The organism is Photorhabdus machadonis, assembly GCF_052657765.1.
In genome coordinates this window covers 4774274-4792313 of sequence record NZ_CP199761.1, presented here as the reverse complement: position 1 = coordinate 4792313, position 18040 = coordinate 4774274, and the positions used below count along the sequence as shown (strand labels likewise).

Below are 18040 nucleotides of genomic sequence, written 5' to 3'. Positions count from 1 at the left end.
TTAATAATTTTCTTAATGTATTTCACATAATGCGAGTTCATGTCGAATACAAATAATTTGCGATTAAAAATCAAACAATCCATATTGACAACTAGCCTTAAAGTGGCTAGTTGTCAATATGTAATATATAAGGTAGCGGAATGGCCGCAACCTGGCATCCCTAAAAAAGGAAGAACGATGAGCACTCATGAAATGACTACTGCTGAACTCGAAAAAATCCATGCTGAAATAGCAAAATTAATGGCGGAAACAGCAAAGATAAATCGTAAGGCCATGTGGTATCCGATTGTCGTCGCCTCTGGCCTTGTTGGCGCGGTAGCTGCCATCACAACTCTATTGCTCAAATTTATTTAATTAATTAGCCCTGAAAGGGGCTTTGTTCTGGAATACCTATGCGACTGATTGACAATTATTCTCCTCCTACTACTGAAGATCTCATTAAGCTTAAGGACGCATTAGGCTTCACAGGAGAACAGATGACCGACTTAGCGGGAATTTCCGGCAACAACCAATGGAGAAAATATACGGGTGGGAAAATGCCGCGTGTTATGTCTCCACATATTTTATTCTATATAGCAGTACAGCTTACACTATCAGAAAGTGATCTAAACCGTATTTTGACTAAAATGCGGGAAATTGGGGCTAATGTAAGGTAATCGAGCCGTCATTCGGCGACCCTCCTCTGATTGATAATCTACTTTTATTGAGATGTAGATCATCAATAGATCGGTTATAGCGAATTATTCTGGCTATAAAATCGATTTTTTTCGAAATTATAGTTGGAGTACTATTTATAACCCGATCAATTTCAGAGGTTAATCATCGTGACAGCAATTATTCGTCAATTCCTGAAATTAGAAGCGGCTGGAGGGCTTCTTCTTATCTTTACGGCCATTATTGCGCTGATAATGGCGAATTCGCCATTACAGGATATTTATCAGCAATTTCTTAATATTCCGGTGGTAGTACAATTTTCTGCGCTGGAGATAAATAAACCTCTATTATTGTGGATAAATGACGGCTTGATGGCTGTCTTCTTTTTGATTGTTGGTTTGGAAGTTAAGCGTGAACTGCTGGAAGGTTCTTTGGCGGGGCGTGATAAAGCGGTATTTCCAGTGATAGCGGCTATTGGTGGTATGGTCGCGCCGGCATTGATCTATCTGCTATTTAATGGCAGTGATGAATTTACCCGTCAGGGATGGGCTATTCCTGCGGCAACAGATATCGCATTTGCCTTAGGTGTGATGGCGCTATTGGCTAAACGGGTACCGACAGAACTCAAGGTTTTTCTGCTGGCATTAGCGATTATTGATGATCTGGGCGTTATTGTGATTATTGCTCTGTTTTATACCAAAACAGTTTCCTTTATCGCGCTTGGATTATCGGCAGCAATGATTGCTGTGCTGATTTGGATGAATTGGCGTGGTGTCGAAAAAACATCGGCTTATTTGATTATTGGTACAATTCTTTGGGTTTGTATCCTGAAATCGGGTGTTCATGCAACGCTGGCCGGCGTCATCGTTGGTTTTCTTATTCCTCTGCGTTGTCGGAATGGTCATTCACCCTCTGAATCACTTGAACATGGATTACATCCTTGGGTGGCGTATCTTATTTTGCCGTTATTTGCATTTGCCAATGCCGGTGTGATCCTGAGTGGCGTTACACTGAATGGTTTGACTGATAGGTTACCGCTGGGCATTGCGGCGGCTCTGTTTCTTGGTAAGCCACTGGGCATTTTCCTGTTCAGCTATATTTCCATTAAGATGAGATTGGCTAAATTGCCACAACAGATTAGTCTTAAACAGATATTTGCTGTTTCGGTTCTTTGTGGGATTGGCTTTACCATGTCCATCTTTATTTCAGGATTGGCTTTTGAAGGGGCTGGTGAATCTTTCAGTACTTATTCCCGCTTGGGAATTCTGATTGGATCAACAACTGCCGCGCTATTTGGTTATGGTTTGTTACGAATGGTCTTACCAAAGAAAAAATGATGGCAGAGCCGTGATAAATTAATTAATTTAGCCTGATAGTCTCAGAAAGAATTTCCGAACTGACTCTCATTTTTGTACTCGAGGTACAACAATAAAGTTGTATCGAGGATATTTTATGCAGCGAAAAAACAGGAAATCGCCGTATAACGGTAAATTAGGAATGTATGGCTGGCGTTGGTTATCAGACGAAAGCGATACGCAAGGAAAAATATATGCGGGTGTCACATCTGAATTTTAATCATCTCTATTATTTCTGGCATGTTTGCAAGGAAGGCTCTGTGGTTGGGGCGGCAGAAGCGCTTTATCTGACGCCTCAGACAATTACAGGGCAAATAAAGGCACTGGAGGAACGTTTAGGCGGAAAGCTGTTCAAGCGCCAAGGCCGGGGTCTGGTGCCATCAGAACTGGGACAGCTTATCTTCCGTTATGCGGATAAGATGTTTATGCTGAGTCAGGAGATGCTGGATATTGTTAACTACAGCCGTGAATCTAATCTGTTGTTTGATGTTGGTGTTGCTGATGCTCTGTCCAAACGTCTGGTTAGCCAGGTATTGGAAACGGCGGTGGTGGAACATGAGCAGATTCATCTACGCTGTTTTGAATCAACCCATGAATTGCTGCTTGAGCAACTTAGTCAGCACAAACTCGATATGATACTGTCTGATTGCCCTGTGGATTCTTCCCAGCAGGAAGGGTTGTTCTCGGTAAAACTGGGTGAATGCAATGTCAGTTTCTTCTGTCGGCAACCTGTTCCGGAAAAGCCTTTCCCAGAATGTTTAGAGGAACGTCGCTTGTTGGTTCCAGGACGTCGCTCTATGTTAGGGCGTAAACTGTTGACTTGGATCCGTAATAAAAACCTCCAGGTTGAAGTTTTGGGTGAATTTGATGATGCCGCATTAATGAAGGCATTTGGTATGTATCATAATGCGATTTTCGTTGCGCCGTCTTTGTATACCAATGATATTTTTGCTGACAATGATATTGCTGAAATTGGTCGGCTGGATGCAGTGCAGGAAGAGTATTATGTGATTTTTGCTGAACGAATGATTCAACATCCGGCTGTTCAGCGAGTGTGTAATAAAGATTTTTCCGCATTGTTTAATGTGCCATCGAAGCGGATTTAAAAAATAATTAATAATAATTGCAAACACAAAAAAACCGGCGAAGGCCGGTTTTTCAGTAATCTAAACGCAAATTATTACATTGCGTTGATTTGAGCTGTCAGATTAGATTTATGACGTGCTGCTTTATTTTTGTGGATCAGACCCTTACAGGCGTGACGATCGACAATCGGTTGCATGTCATTAAATGCTTTCTGTGCAGTTTCTTTATCGCCGGTAGCGATAGCAGCATAAACCTTCTTGATGAAGGTACGCACCATAGAACGACGGCTAGCGTTGTGCTGACGACGTTTTTCAGACTGAATGGCGCGTTTCTTAGCTGATTTGATATTAGCCAAGGTCCAACTCCCAAATATATTCTATCGAGGACAATTCAAAGGCCGAGGAATATGCCTGTTCAGCCTTCTTTTGTCAATGGATTTGTGCAAATAAGCGCCGTTGTACCGCAGCACTTGTTACGTTGTGATGGCGCAGGATTTTATCAGCTTACTTAGTTGGAATACAGTCTTTCACAATAAAAATCTCATTGAATAGTCCAGATGAGAAATAAAATGAATATTTTTCGGGATTCCTGTTCGTTTTTGTTGTATGAATCAGGGTTATTAATTTTAGCCATCTTATGATGGTGGGTTAACCTTGCGCTTTGTACAAGGTATAATTTGGTCATTTCCAGGGTATTGAGCCAGCTATGGAGCTAATTCGCGGTATACGTAATATCCGGGCGCGTCACCATGGTTGCGTGCTGACGATTGGTAATTTTGATGGCGTTCACAGAGGCCATCAGGCACTACTGAAGCAGTTAAAACGTGAAGGGCTGCGTCTGGGTTTACCGGTAACGGTTATGATTTTTGAACCACAACCTTTGGAAGTGTTTGCCAGGGATAATGCTCCAGCCCGTCTGACGAGATTGAGGGATAAAGCGAAATATCTCGCCCAGTATGGAGTGGATTATTTATTATGTGTAAAATTTGGCAGGAATTTTGCGGCAAATACGCCAGAAGCCTTTGTTTCGCGGTTGCTCGTGGAAAAATTGGGTGTTAAGTTTCTGGCGGTAGGCGATGATTTTCGTTTTGGCAAATCTCGCAGTGGTGACTTTGTCTTTTTACAGCAGGCCGGTGAAACATACGGTTTTGACGTGACCAACAGCGAAAGTTTTTGTGACAGCGGTTTGCGCATCAGCAGCACAGCTATCCGTCAGGCACTGCAAGATGATGATTTGGTATTAGCTGAAACATTATTGGGGCATCCATATAGCATTTGTGGCCGGGTCGTTCATGGCAGACGGCTGGGGAGTACTATTGGTTTTCCAACAGCTAATTTGCCATTAAAACGTTTAGTGGCTCCTGTACAAGGCGTTTATGTCGTTGAAGTCTATGGCCTGGGAGATAAGCCTTTACCGGGTGTTGCCAATATTGGTACACGTCCAACCGTCTCTGGTCAGGGCCAACAACTTGAAGTACATCTGATTGATACCCAAATGGATCTGTATGGGCGTCATATTGATGTGGTGTTACGCAAAAAACTGCGTAATGAGCAGCGGTTTGCTTCCCTTGATGCACTCAAGCAGCAAATTGCTAATGATTTGGTCGCTGCGAAGGAATTTTTTAAACAGTTGCCAGTGTCATGTATCTAGCGGAAAATTGGAATTGAGAATCGAATGAGTGACTATAAAAATACCCTGAACTTACCAGAAACAGGGTTTCCAATGCGCGGAGACTTAGCAAAGCGCGAACCAGACATGCTAAAACGTTGGTACGAAGATGAGTTGTATCAGGTAATTCGTAAAGCAAAAGCCGGTAAAAAAACATTTATTCTGCATGACGGCCCTCCTTATGCGAATGGCAGCATTCATATTGGTCACTCAGTCAATAAGATTCTCAAAGATATTATTATTAAATCCAAAGGGATGGCAGGATACGATTCGCCATATATACCCGGTTGGGATTGCCATGGTTTACCCATTGAGCTTAAGGTTGAGCAGCTTATTGGTAAGCCAGGAGAAAAATTTTCCGCTGCGGAATTCCGTGTCGAGTGCCGCAAATATGCTAAAGAGCAGATAGAAGGTCAGAAGGAAGACTTTGTTCGCCTGGGCGTATTAGGTGATTGGGATCGCCCATACCTGACGATGGACTTTAAGACCGAAGCCAACGTTATTCGTGCATTGAGCCGTATTATTGCCAATGGACATTTGTTGAAAGGCGCTAAACCTGTTCACTGGTGTACTGATTGTGGTTCATCATTGGCTGAAGCGGAAGTTGAGTATTACGACAAAACGTCTCCATCTATTGACGTGCGTTTTAATGCTGTTGATACGGTAGCGGTTTACGGGAAATTTGGCGTGCAGGCATCAAATCAACCCGTTTCTCTGGTGATCTGGACAACCACGCCGTGGACGTTACCAGCTAACCGGGCGATCGCTTTGCATGCTGAATTTGACTATCAATTAGTACAGATTGATGGTGAATGTCTGATCCTGGCTGCTGATTTGGTCGAAAGTGTGATGCAGCGCGCGGGTGTGACATCGTGGACCGTGCTGGGGCATTGTGCGGGTTCCGCGTTGGAACTGTTGCGCTTCAAACATCCATTTATGGGCTTTGATTCACCGGTTGTACTGGGCGAACATGTTACACTGGACGCGGGTACCGGTGCCGTCCATACTGCGCCAGGTCATGGCCCGGACGATTTTGTTATTGGTCAGAAATATGGTTTGGAAGTGGCAAACCCGGTTGGTCCGAATGGCTGTTATCTGCCGGGTACTAATCCTTCTCTGGATGGCGTGTTTGTCTTTAAGGCGAACGATATTATTCTGAATATCCTGTGTGAAAACAACGCACTGTTGTACCAGGAAAAATTACAGCACAGCTATCCTTGTTGCTGGCGTCACAAGACACCCATCATTTTTCGCGCCACGCCGCAGTGGTTTGTCAGCATGGATCAAAATGGTCTGCGCAAACAATCTCTGAAAGAGATCAAAGGTGTTCAGTGGATCCCCGGCTGGGGACAGGCCCGTATTGAGGCCATGGTTGAGAACCGTCCTGACTGGTGTATTTCACGTCAGCGTACCTGGGGCACCCCTATGTCCTTGTTTGTCCACAAAGAGACGGAAGAACTTCATCCACGCACTGTCGAGCTGATGGAAGAAGTTGCCAAACGTGTTGAAGTGGATGGTATTCAGGCGTGGTGGGATCTGGATCCAGCCGAACTGTTGGGCGATGATGCGGCTGACTATGTCAAAATCTTTGATACTCTGGATGTATGGTTCGATTCTGGTTCAACTCATTCGTCTGTTGTTGATGCTCGTTCTGAATTCCAGGGTAATTCTGCGGATATCTATCTGGAAGGTTCAGATCAGCATCGTGGCTGGTTTATGTCTTCCCTGATGATCTCAACCGCAATGAAAGGCAAAGCGCCTTACCGTCAGGTGTTGACACACGGTTTCACGGTGGATGGTCAGGGCCGTAAGATGTCTAAGTCTATCGGCAACACCATCAGTCCGCAGGATGTGATCAATAAATTAGGGGCGGATATTCTGCGTCTGTGGGTAGCTTCTACTGATTACACCGGTGAAATTGCGGTATCAGATGAAATTCTAAAACGTTCTGCTGATGCATATCGTCGTATCCGTAACACAGCGCGTTTCCTGCTGGCAAACCTGAATGGTTTTGATCCTGAACAACATAGGGTTAAACCGGAAGAGATGGCGGTGTTGGATCGCTGGGCTGTGGGTCGTGCTCAGGCTGCTCAGGCAGATATTACAAAATGTTACGATGAGTATGATTTCCACTCTGTTGTTCAGCGTTTAATGCAGTTCTGTTCTGTGGAAATGGGGTCGTTCTATCTCGATATCATTAAAGACCGTCAGTATACCGCGAAGGGCGATAGTCTGGCTCGCCGCAGTTGCCAGACTGCGTTGTATCATATTGCAGAAGCACTGGTTCGCTGGATGGCACCTATTCTCTCCTTTACCGCGAATGAAGTCTGGAATGAATTGCCTGGTAAACGTGCTCAGTATGTTTTTACTGAAGAGTGGTATGACGGTTTGTTTGGTCTGGTCGCAGGCGAACAAATGAATGATGCTTTCTGGGCTGATTTACTGGTTGTTCGTGGTGAGGTCAACAAAGTGCTGGAGCAGGCACGTGCAGATAAACATATCCGCAGCTCTCTGGAAGCCGCTGTCACTCTGTATGCAAATAATGAACTGGCTGATAAATTGAACCGCTTGGGAGATGAATTGCGTTTTGTGCTGCTGACATCTCAGGTTTCTGTTGCGGCTTATGAACAGGCTGGTGACGATGCTCAGCAAAGCGAAATCGACAGCCTGAAAATTGCTTTCCGTAAAGCGGATGGTGAAAAATGCCCTCGTTGCTGGCACTACGCTAAAGATGTGGGATTGGTGGCGGAGCATGCAGAACTTTGTGGCCGCTGTGTAACTAATGTTGCCGGTAACGGCGAAGAGCGTAAGTTTGCCTGATGAATAGACCCATTTGCTCCACTGGCCTTCGCTGGCTTTGGTTAGTTGTCGTGGTATTGATTCTGGATCTGGGTACTAAACAGTTAGTGCTGAAACACTTTCATCTGTATGAATCTGTTCCATTGATACCTTATTTCAACCTGACTTATGCCCAGAATTTGGGGGCGGCTTTCAGTTTTTTGGCGGATAAAGATGGCTGGCAGCGTTGGTTGTTTGCATTAATTGCCGTGGCTATTTCAGTCATATTGGTGGTGATGATGTATCGCTCCAGTGCAAGCAAGAAACTGAGTAATATCGCTTATGCCCTGATTATTGGTGGAGCATTGGGTAATCTGTTTGACCGGTTGGTTCATGGTTTTGTCATCGATTTCATTGATTTTTATGTCGGTGACTGGCATTGGCCAACCTTTAATATCGCCGATATGGCGATATGCATCGGGGCGGCATTGGTTATCATTGATAGCTTTTTAAGCCCGGATGAAAAGACAATCAAAGCAGAATAAAAGCCTATTTTAGTAGGCGTTATTGTTCAGGCCGTTCTTGTGAGTGAATAGTGAACTTGGACAGTGTTCAGGTTCGCTTTTTACGACAAAAAACGGCAAATAAAATAGGCAAATAAAATAGGTTCTAAGCAATATGTCAAAGCAGGTGCATGCAGATAGTGCGGTTTTACTGCATTTCACGTTAAAACTGCAAGATGGTTCTACTGCTGATTCCTCCTATCATCAGGGCAAACCTGCATTATTCCGTTTAGGTGATGGAACCCTTTCTTCACCTTTGGAACAGCAGCTTACCGGTCTGAAAGAGGGAAATAAACACACATTTACTCTGGCTGGTGAGGCTGTATTTGGTAAACCGAATCCTGATCTGATTCAATATTTTACTCCGCGTGATTTTGCCGAAACAGGTATTCCTGAAATTGGAACTATAATGTTATTTACGGCAATGAATGGCAGTGAAATGCCAGGTGTCGTAAAAGAAGTGGCAGAGGAGTCCGTCACTGTTGATTTCAATCACCCGTTAGCCGATCAGAACATCACATTTGAGGTTGAAGTGTTGGAAATTGATCCACAGTTGGAGGAAAACCATGCAGATATTGCTGGCTAACCCTCGTGGTTTTTGTGCCGGTGTTGACCGGGCCATCAGTATTGTAGAACGTGCTCTGGAATTATATGGTGCACCGATCTATGTTCGCCATGAGGTTGTGCATAATCGCTATGTTGTGGATAACCTGCGCAAGCGGGGGGCTATCTTTATTGAAGACATTGCCGAAGTACCCGATGATGCGATTCTGATTTTTTCTGCCCATGGTGTTTCACAGGCGATCCGCGCAGAAGCTCGTTCCCGCAATCTGACGATGCTGTTCGATGCGACTTGTCCCTTGGTGACCAAAGTTCATATGGAAGTGGCCAGAGCCAGTCGCAAAGGCAAAGAAGCTATTCTGATTGGTCACGCTGGGCATCCGGAAGTTGAAGGGACAATGGGTCAGTACAATAATGCGAATGGTGGGATGTATCTGGTTGAATCTCCTGAAGATGTGTGGAATCTGAACGTCAAAGATCAAGATAACTTGTGCTTTATGACTCAAACAACGTTATCAGTTGATGATACTTCAGAAGTGATTGATGCGCTTAATGAGCGATTCCCCAACATTGTCGGCCCGCGTAAAGATGATATCTGCTATGCGACAACGAACCGCCAAGAAGCGGTGCGGGATTTGGCATCTGATGCTGATGTTGTATTGGTTGTTGGTTCGAGGAATTCATCTAACTCTAACCGCCTTGCAGAGTTAGCCCAACGTGTTGGTAAACCTGCTTACCTGATAGATTCGGCTGATGATATTAAAAAAGAGTGGATGACAGGCGTTTCTTTGGTTGGTGTGACTGCGGGAGCTTCGGCACCGGATATCTTAGTTCAGCAAGTCATTGAACGGCTCAAAAGTTTTGGTGCTGATTTTGTCAAGGAGTTACATGGCAGGGAAGAGAATATTGTTTTCGAAGTGCCGAAAGAGTTACGTGTTGAAGTTAAACAGATTAGTTAAAAAATACTGCGCTAGATTAAGAGTGAGTTTACTCATAATCTATTGATTTAAAAAGTTTATCTGACTGAACGCCTGTATTAAATCAGGACAGGAACTAATTCACAGAGAGGGCTTATGGCTGATACAGAAATTCGTGTTGCTATTGTTGGTGCTGGTGGGCGTATGGGGCGTCAGTTAATACAGGCTATCCATCAATTGAGTGGCGTTGTTCTTAGTGCAGCTTTAGAACGCTCAGGTTCTTCTCTGATTGGCGTGAATGCCGGAGAATTGGCGGGTATCGGTAATACAGGCGTTATTGTTTGTGATGACCTGAAAAGTGTTGTTGATAATTTTGATGTTTTTATCGATTTTACCCGCCCGGAAGGAACACTTGCCCATCTTGAAATCTGCCGTCAGAGCGGTAAAGCGATGGTTATCGGTACCACAGGCTTTGATGATGAAGGTAAGCAGGCGATTAAAGAGGCTTCTGTGGATATCCCGATAGTATTTGCTGCAAATTTCAGTGTTGGTGTGAACCTGGTGCTTAAATTACTGGAAAAAGCGGCGAAAGTGATGGGTGAATATACTGATATCGAGATTATCGAAGCACATCACCGTCATAAAGTGGATGCTCCGTCAGGAACGGCGTTAGCGATGGGAGAATCAATTGCCCATGCCTTAGGGCGGGATCTTAAAGAGTGTGCTGTCTATGCCCGTGAAGGTTATACCGGTGAACGTGATCCGAAAAGCATTGGTTTTGCGACTATCCGTGCCGGAGATATTGTAGGTGAACATACCGCTATGTTTGCAGATATTGGCGAGAGAGTTGAGATAACTCATAAGGCTTCCAGCCGGATGACATTTGCAAATGGGGCGGTGAAGGCAGCATTATGGTTAAGTGGTAAAAATAGTGGTCTTTTTGATATGAAAGATGTATTGGAGCTCGATTTTCTTTAAAAAGGAATTTTTGTAACTTATTGATATCGCATAATTAATTTACATATTGTGCGATTTTTGGTTGTTTTTTTGGTTTTTATTGAATTATCGTTGATTTTTACTATTTTTGTCTTATTTTTTACCTTTATTGCCTTATTTTTTCTCCTTTTTATGATTCTTTTCAGTTTTTGCCTGAAAATTAAATCTTCTATGCTGGCAACCGTTTTCTAAGTTAACTTTATTTCTGTTTTTGGCCTTCTTTTGTTGGTTTTTTCGGTGAAGTGTGCAAAAAAATAATAAAAGTAACATTTTTTGTAGACAACTATCCCTCTCATCATTAGAATGCGCGCAATTTGCCAAAATTTTGCCTAAAAAGCAGCTTTGGCATTGATTTTGACAGACAAATCTGAATTAATATGCACTAATTGTGATTTATTATTCTCTGGAGGGTGTTTTGATTAAGTCAGCTATATTGGTTCTGGAAGACGGAACCCAATTCCACGGTCGCGCCATAGGTGCTGAAGGGGCGGCAGTTGGGGAAGTGGTTTTCAATACCTCAATGACCGGATATCAAGAAATTCTTACAGACCCTTCCTATTCCCGCCAAATTGTCACTCTTACTTATCCCCATATTGGTAATGTCGGTGTTAACTCAGCCGATAAAGAATCACTAAGAGTACAGGCCCAGGGGCTGGTAATTCGTGATCTGCCGCTATTGACCAGTAACTTCCGCAGTGAAGAAACGCTTTCTGATTACCTTAAACGCCATAATATTGTTGCGATAGCGGATATCGATACCCGTAAACTGACGCGTTTGTTAAGGGAAAAAGGTTCACTGAATGGTTGTATTATAGCAGGTCAGCAGATTAACGCTCAGGTTGCACTGGAAAAAGCACAATCGTTCCCAGGGCTGGAAGGGATGGATTTAGCAAAAGAGGTGACAACGCAGCAGGTTTATCCGTGGTTACAGGGGAGCTGGACTCTGGCAGATGGATTACCGGAAGAGAAGCAAGAACAGGCGCTGCCTTATCATGTCGTTGCTTATGACTTTGGTGCAAAACGTAATATTTTGCGGATGCTGGTAGATCGTGGCTGTCGCCTGACAGTGGTTCCTGCTCAGACACCCGCTGAGGATGTATTGAAGCTGAATCCAGATGGTATTTTCTTGTCCAATGGCCCGGGCGACCCAGCACCTTGTGGCTATGCGATTGAAACAATTAAAACTTTCCTTGAGGCAAGTATTCCAATCTTTGGTATTTGCCTTGGGCACCAATTGCTGGCATTGGCGAGTGGTGCCGAAACAATGAAAATGAAATTCGGCCATCACGGTGGTAACCATCCGGTAAAAGATCTTGATCATAATATTGTGATGATTACTGCACAGAACCACGGTTTTGCTGTGGATGAAAAGTCATTGCCGGCAAATGTGCGAGTGACCCACAAATCCCTGTTTGATGGTACGTTGCAAGGAATTCACCGTACAGATAAACCGGCATTCAGCTTCCAGGGGCACCCGGAAGCCAGCCCAGGCCCGCATGAAACTGCGTCATTGTTCGATCACTTTATCGAGCTGATTAAACAGTACTGTCAGCAAAATAATCGTCATAACACTAAGTAATCAGGAGAAAATAAAATGGCAAAACGTACTGATATTAAAAGTATCCTGATCTTGGGTGCTGGCCCAATTGTTATCGGCCAGGCGTGTGAGTTCGACTACTCAGGTGCACAGGCTTGTAAAGCGTTACGGGAAGAAGGTTATCGTGTTGTGCTGGTGAACTCAAACCCGGCTACCATTATGACTGATCCAGAAATGGCGGATGCCACTTATATTGAGCCGATCCACTGGGAAGTGGTACGTAAAATCATTGAAAAAGAGCGTCCTGATGCGGTTTTGCCAACCATGGGTGGACAAACCGCGCTGAACTGTGCGTTGGAACTGGAACGCGAAGGGGTTCTGAAAGAATTTGGCGTGACTATGATTGGCGCTACCGCAGATGCGATTGACAAAGCGGAAGATCGTCGCCGTTTCGATATGGCAATGAAAAAAATAGGCTTGGAGACCCCGCGTTCTGGTATCGCTCAGTCAATGGAAGAAGCGCTGGTTGTTGCAGATAAAGTCGGTTTTCCTTGTATTATCCGTCCTTCCTTTACTATGGGAGGAAGTGGTGGCGGTATCGCCTATAACCGCGAAGAATTTGAAGAAATTTGTGAGCGTGGTTTGGATCTTTCGCCAACCAACGAGCTATTGATTGATGAATCTCTGATTGGCTGGAAAGAGTATGAAATGGAGGTGGTGCGTGATAAAAATGATAACTGCATCATCGTCTGTTCGATTGAAAACTTCGATGCCATGGGGATTCACACTGGCGATTCCATCACTGTTGCACCGGCACAAACGCTGACCGATAAAGAATACCAAATCATGCGTAACGCTTCGATGGCGGTACTGCGTGAAATCGGTGTGGAAACTGGAGGCTCTAACGTTCAGTTTGCGGTGAACCCGAAAAATGGCCGTTTGGTTATCATCGAAATGAACCCGCGCGTTTCCCGTTCTTCTGCATTGGCTTCGAAAGCGACAGGGTTCCCGATTGCTAAAATTGCCGCCAAGCTGGCGGTAGGTTATACCCTTGATGAATTGATGAATGATATCACTGGTGGTCGCACGCCGGCTTCCTTTGAACCTTCTATTGATTACGTAGTGACTAAAATTCCTCGTTTCAATTTCGAGAAATTTGCCGGTGCTAATGATCGCCTGACGACTCAGATGAAATCTGTTGGTGAGGTGATGGCGATTGGCCGTACTCAGCAGGAATCCATGCAAAAAGCGTTGCGTGGTTTGGAAGTGGGAGCAACTGGCTTTGATCCGAAAGTCAGTCTGGATGATCCACAAGCATTGACCAAAATTCGCCGTGAATTGAAAGATGCTGGTGCAGAGCGTATCTGGTATATCGCCGATGCTTTCCGCGCCGGTATGTCGGTTGATGGTGTTTTCAATCTGACTGATATTGACCGCTGGTTCTTGGTGCAAATTGAAGAATTGGTGCGACTGGAAGAACAAGTGGCTGAACAGGGAATTAACAGCCTGACTGTTGATTTCCTGCGTTATTTGAAACGCAAAGGCTTTGCTGACGCACGTTTGGCGAAACTGGCTGGTGTGGCGGAAAACGAGATCCGCAAACTGCGTCACAAATATAATCTGTATCCGGTTTACAAACGGGTTGATACCTGTGCGGCAGAATTTGCGACGGATACCGCATACATGTATTCCACTTATGAAGATGAGTGTGAAGCCAATCCGAATAGTGACAAGCCGAAGATCATGGTGTTGGGCGGTGGTCCTAATCGTATTGGACAAGGGATCGAGTTTGACTATTGTTGTGTTCATGCATCACTGGCACTGCGTGAAGATGGTTATGAAACCATTATGGTGAACTGTAACCCGGAAACAGTTTCAACGGATTATGATACTTCGGATCGTCTCTATTTCGAACCCGTTACTTTGGAAGATGTACTTGAAATTGTGCGTGTTGAGCAGCCAAAAGGGGTGATTGTTCAGTATGGCGGGCAGACTCCACTGAAATTGGCTCGTGAGTTGGAAACCGCTGGTGTGCCAATTATTGGTACCAGCCCGGATGCAATTGATCGTGCTGAAGATCGTGAGCGTTTCAAACAGGCGGTAAACCGTCTCGGTCTGAAACAACCAGAAAATGCTACTGTAGCGACGATTGAACGAGCGGTTGAGAAAGGGAATGCGCTGGGCTATCCGCTGGTGGTTCGTCCATCTTATGTCCTGGGCGGCCGTGCGATGGAAATCGTATATGACGAGGTTGACCTGCGTCGTTACTTCCAGACGGCGGTCAGTGTATCTAATGATGCCCCGGTACTGCTTGATCGTTTCCTTGATGATGCAATAGAAGTGGATGTTGATGCTGTCTGTGACGGTGAACGTGTGCTGATTGGTGGCATTATGGAACATATTGAACAGGCAGGTGTTCACTCCGGTGATTCTGCCTGTTCACTGCCGGCTTACACATTGAGTCAGGAAATTCAGGATGTCATGCGTCAGCAGGTAGAAAAACTGGCGTTTGAGTTGTGTGTCCGCGGCTTGATGAATGTCCAGTTTGCAGTTAAGAATGACGAGGTTTACCTGATTGAAGTCAACCCTCGTGCGGCCCGTACTGTGCCATTTGTTTCTAAAGCTACCGGTTTGCCACTGGCGAAAGTTGCAGCTCGTGTGATGGTGGGTCAGTCTCTGACAGAGCAGGGCACAACTCAGGAGATCATCCCGCCATACTACTCGGTGAAAGAGGTTGTATTGCCTTTCGACAAATTCCCGGGTGTGGATCCGATTCTTGGGCCTGAAATGCGCTCAACCGGGGAAGTGATGGGTGTTGGCCGTACTTTTGCAGAAGCTTTCTCAAAGGCACTGTTGGGATGTAACTCCAGAATGCAGCAGAGTGGCAGAGCACTTTTGTCGGTGCGTGATGGTGATAAAGGCCGGGTTGTAGATTTGGCCGCTAAGTTGCTTAAGCAGGGTTTTGAATTGGATGCGACTCACGGTACGGCAGTTGTGCTGGGTGAAGCCGGTATCAATCCACGCTTGGTGAATAAAGTTCACGAAGGGCGTCCGCATATTCAGGATAGAATCAAGAATGGTGAGTATAGCTATATTGTGAACACCACTGCTGGTCGTCAGGCGATTGAGGACTCCAAGCTTATTCGCCGTAGTGCACTGCAATATAAAGTGCATTATGACACCACATTGAATGGCGGTTTTGCTACAACAATGGCACTGAGCGCAGATCCAACCGAGCAGGTGATTTCTGTACAGGAAATGCATGCGGAGATTAATCGCTAGTCTGTCCGTATTCTGATTAATTGAAGTAATAAAAAGGTGCGCTCAATTAAGCGCACTTTTTTATGTTCATTGAAAACTTAAAGGAAGGGATTGAGCTCCTGTTATCCCAGTGCCACTTTGATACCTAAGCCAATCAAAACAACACCAAGCAGTTTATCAATAATCTTTTGAGATTTAACTAATCCACGGCGTACTGACGCACTCTGGATCAATATGACCAGTAATGGCCAATAGATTACCGCCAGGCTCCAGATAATAAAGGCATACCATAATTTCTCATCAACACCCGAATTGACGTTGAGTACTTGAGTAAATATTGCCAGGAAGAATAAGGTTGCTTTTGGATTCAGCAGATTACATAGAAATCCCTGCATAAACGCTTTTTTAAAAGTGACAATTTGTCGTGCCTGGTCATTAAGAGTGGCGGTATTTCCTCCGCAAGAAAGCAGGCTATTGATCCCGATCCAAATAAGATAAGCCGCTCCGGCGTATTTCATCAGATTAAGCAACCACGGAGTGGTGGTAATAAGAATAGCCAGTCCAGCGACACAGTAAACCATATGACAGGCGATAGCGGCAATTAATCCCATCACCGTCATCATTGCGGCAGAGCGTTGATAACGTATGGCATTTTTGACTACCAGAAAGAAATCGGGTCCGGGAGAGAGCATGCCCAAAGTTGAGATGGTGATGACGAGCAGTGATGTTTCCAGCATAATGTACCCCATGGTTAATATTATATTTGTTATTATTTTGATCAATAAATGTCTTAAACGACAAATCAAGTATAAATGCATTTTTTGTACTGAAGAAAGTGTTGATCCTATCGACTGGGTACATCCCTTTCCGTATAGTGTCACCAATTTTTATACTATTTGCCTATAAGGTGACTCAATGAATATCAGCTTGATCGCTGCTTTAGCTATGGATCGGATTATCGGCATGGAGAAGACAATGCCGTGGCATCTGCCGGGGGATCTGGCTTGGTTTAAACGTAATACATTGAATAAACCAGTCATTATGGGACGAGTAACTTATGAATCCATAGGTCGCCCATTGCCAGGCCGGCTCAATATTGTATTGAGCAATCAACCGGGTAATGATGAGCGTGTAACCTGGGTCGGGTCGGTCGATGAAGCACTGACCGCGGCTGGTGATGCAGAAGAGATTATGGTGATGGGGGGCGGCAAAATTTATGACCAGTTCATCTCGCTGGCTAGCCGTATGTACCTGACTCATATTGACGCGGAAGTGATAGGTGATACTCATTTCCCTGATTATGAGCCTGATGAGTGGGATTCTGAATTTACTGAGTACCATGATGCAGATGAATTAAATTCTCACAGCTACTGTTTTGAGATTTTACAACGCCGTATCTAATTGATAAAACACGCCGATGAAGCTTTTTTCACGGCGTGTTTAGTTTTAGTGCTGTTTTACGGCTGACAGCGATGGTTGCGTAAAATATTGTTTATCTTCCCAACGTAGCATGGTTAGCTCGCCTCCCCAGCAGCAACCTGTATCCAATGCATAAAATCTTTCTGATGTTCCCTGACCTTCCAGTGATGCCCAGTGACCGAAAACAATAGAGTATTCTGCTGAGATCTGTTGTGGTAGCTCAAACCAGGGCGTTAACGGCGCGGGAGCACTTTCGGGTTTATCTTTGCAAAGCATATCCAACTGACCATTTGGAAAACAGTAACGCATACGTGTTAATGCATTGGTACTGAAACGTAAGCGTGCCAGTCCAGAGAGTTCCGGTGACCAGTTATTCGGCATATCCCCATACATTGAATTGAGAAACAGAGGATAGCTGCTACTATTGAGCATGATTTCAACTTCGCCAGCGCATATTTTAGCTGTTTCCAGATCCCATTGGGGCGTAATACCCGCATGTGTCATGACCAGTTTCAGATCATCGTCGCACTGTAATAGCGGTTGTTTGCGTAGCCAATTAATTAATTCGTCTGCATCTGGAGCGGACAGTAATTCATTAATTTTATCTTTAGGTTTATTACGGCTGATCCCGGCATAAACGCCTAATAAATGAAGATCATGATTGCCTAATACTATTTTTGCGGCTGAACCTAACTGTTTAACATACCGCAGAACTTCAAGAGAATCTGGGCCACGGGCAACTAAATCGCCTGTCAGCCATAACGTATCCTTTTTGGGATCAAAATTGGCTTTAGTTAATAAAATTCGTAATTCATGATAACAGCCATGAATATCACCGATCAGATAGGTAGACATAATTAATTAATCAGCGTTGGGATAGCCAAACGGAAAACCGGAATGGCAACGCGGAATGGATCACCATTGTGATCGACCATTTCATAATGGCCTTGCATCGTGCCTAAAGGTGTTTCCAATATAGCGCCACTGGTGTAACGGTATTCTGTACCTGGCAGGATTATTGGTTGTTCACCAACAACGCCTTCCCCCTGAACTTCAGTCTGGTGACCGTCACTGTTGGTAATTAGCCAATAACGGTTGATTAACTGAACCGGTTCGCGCCCAAGATTACGGATAGTGATTGTATAGGCAAAAACGAAACGCTGTTGCTCGGGATACGATTGGCTCTCTACATAAACACTTTGTACCTGAATAGAAACTCTGGGCGCATTAATCATGGTTGACTCC

The 18040-nt window shown here is 44.7% G+C and carries 18 protein-coding genes; 14 read left to right on the top strand and 4 right to left on the bottom strand.

Annotated elements, in window-relative coordinates:
* Positions 1–177 precede the first annotated feature (177 nt).
* The 5 genes from ACUN2T_RS23010 to nhaR all read left to right on the top strand — a co-directional run bounded on the left by ACUN2T_RS23010 (position 178) and on the right by nhaR (position 3115).
* The gene (locus ACUN2T_RS23010; RefSeq protein ID WP_445495233.1) at positions 178–354 is read left to right on the top strand and encodes a hypothetical protein; all 177 of its coding nucleotides are present in this window, start codon (positions 178–180) and stop codon (positions 352–354) included.
* Positions 355–392: 38 nt separating this feature from the next.
* The gene (locus tag ACUN2T_RS23005) at positions 393–656 is read left to right on the top strand and encodes an XRE family transcriptional regulator (RefSeq protein ID WP_445495231.1); all 264 of its coding nucleotides are present in this window, start codon (positions 393–395) and stop codon (positions 654–656) included.
* A gap of 168 nt (positions 657–824) precedes the next feature.
* A complete protein-coding gene (gene nhaA / locus ACUN2T_RS23000) occupies positions 825–1991 on the top strand; it encodes a Na+/H+ antiporter NhaA (protein WP_445495230.1) in 1167 nt (388 codons plus the stop codon).
* Positions 1992–2106: 115 nt separating this feature from the next.
* Entirely contained in the window at positions 2107–2229 is a 123-nt protein-coding gene (locus ACUN2T_RS22995) for a hypothetical protein (protein ID WP_445495229.1), read from the top strand.
* Positions 2204–3115 carry a transcriptional activator NhaR gene (gene nhaR / locus ACUN2T_RS22990; RefSeq protein WP_445495228.1) on the top strand — a complete coding sequence of 304 codons (912 nt, stop codon included), beginning with the start codon at positions 2204–2206 and terminating at the stop codon, positions 3113–3115. Before ACUN2T_RS22995 ends, nhaR begins: the two co-directional genes overlap by 26 nt.
* Before the next feature lie 74 nt (positions 3116–3189).
* On the opposite strand, the gene rpsT is transcribed toward nhaR, so the two are convergent.
* The gene (rpsT, locus tag ACUN2T_RS22985) at positions 3190–3450 is read right to left on the bottom strand and encodes a 30S ribosomal protein S20 (RefSeq protein ID WP_445495227.1); all 261 of its coding nucleotides are present in this window, start codon (positions 3448–3450) and stop codon (positions 3190–3192) included.
* Positions 3451–3800: 350 nt separating this feature from the next.
* Between rpsT and ribF the strand changes: the two genes are divergently transcribed.
* The 8 genes from ribF to carB all read left to right on the top strand — a co-directional run bounded on the left by ribF (position 3801) and on the right by carB (position 15397).
* Positions 3801–4745 (top strand): bifunctional riboflavin kinase/FAD synthetase, encoded by a 945-nt coding sequence (ribF, locus tag ACUN2T_RS22980; RefSeq protein ID WP_445495226.1) that lies wholly within the window; start codon positions 3801–3803, stop codon positions 4743–4745.
* 24 nt (positions 4746–4769) lie between these two features.
* Entirely contained in the window at positions 4770–7583 is a 2814-nt protein-coding gene (gene ileS / locus ACUN2T_RS22975; RefSeq protein WP_445495225.1) for an isoleucine--tRNA ligase, read from the top strand.
* Positions 7583–8086, top strand: a complete 504-nt coding sequence (gene lspA, locus ACUN2T_RS22970) for a signal peptidase II (RefSeq protein WP_445495223.1) — start codon at positions 7583–7585, stop codon at positions 8084–8086. Before ileS ends, lspA begins: the two co-directional genes overlap by 1 nt.
* Before the next feature lie 133 nt (positions 8087–8219).
* Entirely contained in the window at positions 8220–8690 is a 471-nt protein-coding gene (fkpB, locus tag ACUN2T_RS22965) for an FKBP-type peptidyl-prolyl cis-trans isomerase (protein WP_445495222.1), read from the top strand.
* Positions 8671–9624: a 4-hydroxy-3-methylbut-2-enyl diphosphate reductase gene (gene ispH / locus ACUN2T_RS22960; RefSeq protein ID WP_445495221.1), complete on the top strand. Its 954-nt coding sequence runs from the start codon at positions 8671–8673 to the stop codon at positions 9622–9624. Before fkpB ends, ispH begins: the two co-directional genes overlap by 20 nt.
* Positions 9625–9738: 114 nt before the next feature.
* On the top strand, positions 9739–10560 hold the full coding sequence (gene dapB / locus ACUN2T_RS22955; RefSeq protein ID WP_445495220.1) for a 4-hydroxy-tetrahydrodipicolinate reductase: 822 nt from the start codon (positions 9739–9741) through the stop codon (positions 10558–10560).
* Between the two features lie 433 nt (positions 10561–10993).
* Complete coding sequence (gene carA / locus ACUN2T_RS22950; RefSeq protein ID WP_445495219.1) at positions 10994–12157, top strand: glutamine-hydrolyzing carbamoyl-phosphate synthase small subunit; 1164 nt, start codon at positions 10994–10996, stop codon at positions 12155–12157.
* A 15-nt stretch (positions 12158–12172) separates the two neighbouring features.
* On the top strand, positions 12173–15397 hold the full coding sequence (carB, locus tag ACUN2T_RS22945; RefSeq protein ID WP_445495217.1) for a carbamoyl-phosphate synthase large subunit: 3225 nt from the start codon (positions 12173–12175) through the stop codon (positions 15395–15397).
* Positions 15398–15498: 101 nt separating this feature from the next.
* Here carB and ACUN2T_RS22940 read toward each other — a convergent pair whose 3' ends face one another.
* On the bottom strand, positions 15499–16113 hold the full coding sequence (locus ACUN2T_RS22940; RefSeq protein WP_445495216.1) for a LysE family transporter: 615 nt from the start codon (positions 16111–16113) through the stop codon (positions 15499–15501).
* Between the two features lie 178 nt (positions 16114–16291).
* Here ACUN2T_RS22940 and folA point away from each other — a divergent pair, with 178 nt between their 5' ends.
* Positions 16292–16777 (top strand): type 3 dihydrofolate reductase, encoded by a 486-nt coding sequence (gene folA, locus ACUN2T_RS22935; RefSeq protein WP_445495214.1) that lies wholly within the window; start codon positions 16292–16294, stop codon positions 16775–16777.
* Between the two features lie 45 nt (positions 16778–16822).
* On the opposite strand, the gene apaH is transcribed toward folA, so the two are convergent.
* Positions 16823–17650, bottom strand: coding sequence for a bis(5'-nucleosyl)-tetraphosphatase (symmetrical) ApaH (gene apaH / locus ACUN2T_RS22930; protein WP_445495213.1), 828 nt, complete (start codon positions 17648–17650; stop codon positions 16823–16825).
* 2 nt (positions 17651–17652) lie between these two features.
* On the bottom strand, positions 17653–18030 hold the full coding sequence (apaG, locus tag ACUN2T_RS22925) for a Co2+/Mg2+ efflux protein ApaG (RefSeq protein WP_036843834.1): 378 nt from the start codon (positions 18028–18030) through the stop codon (positions 17653–17655).
* Positions 18031–18040 lie beyond the last annotated feature (10 nt).